The organism is Bartonella sp. AD328YNZD (assembly GCF_042196425.1).
In genome coordinates, this window is sequence record NZ_JBHIQG010000894.1 from 1 (window position 1) to 517 (window position 517).

General features: G+C 35.6%; 1 pseudogene. It reads left to right on the forward strand.

Features of this window, described 5'->3' with window-relative positions:
- Positions 1-517 (forward strand): annotated as a pseudogene (locus tag ACFIO3_RS15625) (hypothetical protein); the annotation flags it as partial.

Sequence of the window (517 nt, forward strand, 5' to 3'; positions counted from 1 at the left end):
AAGGTTCGAAAGATGCGGTTAATGGTGGACAACTTTGGGAAACCAATGAACGTATCACTGGTGTTGAAAAAGATGTTAAGCATATTTCAAATAGAGTTGATAACATTTCCAATACCATTGCTGATATTGGTGATACAGTTCTCAATATTAATGGTAAAGTTGATAACATCAATAATAGAGTTGACAACATTGAAGAGGATGCGGTTCGTTATGATAGAGATGAAAACGGCAAAAAGACCAATAAAATCACATTAGCGGGTGGTGATGCCAGTGAACCTGTTCTGATTGATAATGTCGCTGATGGTAAAATTGAGAAAGGTTCGAAAGAGGCTGTAAATGGTGGACAACTCCATGATTATACTAAAGAACAGATGAAGATTATTCTTGATGAATCCAAGCAGTATACAGATCAACGGGTTAATAATATTGTGATTGATGCGATTGATGATGCTGTTGATCGGGCTAAGCAATATACAGATATGAAGTTTGATGTTTTAAACTATAGTATTGAGAGTGT